Annotated in this window: 1 tRNA gene; it reads left to right on the forward strand. The window is 50.0% G+C overall.

Going from position 1 to position 266, the window contains the following annotated elements:
• Positions 1-192: 192 nt before the first annotated feature.
• A tRNA-Asn gene (locus GHO42_RS07775) sits at positions 193-265 on the forward strand.
• The last annotated feature ends 1 nt before the right edge of the window (position 266 follow it).

A 266-nucleotide genomic window follows, 5' to 3' on the forward strand; every position in this document is an offset into this window, starting at 1 on the left:
GTATAGCGCAGTCCGGTAGCGCGCCTGCTTTGGGAGCAGGATGTCAGGAGTTCGAATCCCCTTACCCCGACCATTTTCTGCCCGGCAGTAATGGGTATAGAAAATAAGGCGCTGATGCCAGTTGCATCAGAGGCCATAAAAGAGCGTCCTTACGGACGCTTTTTTATTGTTGTAAAAGTTGAAATATGCAGTTCCGCGATAGCTCAGTTGGTAGAGCAAATGACTGTTAATCATTGGGTCCCTGGTTCGAGTCCAGGTCGTGGAGC

The organism is Pseudomonas sp. FSL R10-0056, assembly GCF_009600105.1.
Lineage (GTDB): Bacteria > Pseudomonadota > Gammaproteobacteria > Pseudomonadales > Pseudomonadaceae > Aquipseudomonas > Aquipseudomonas bubulae.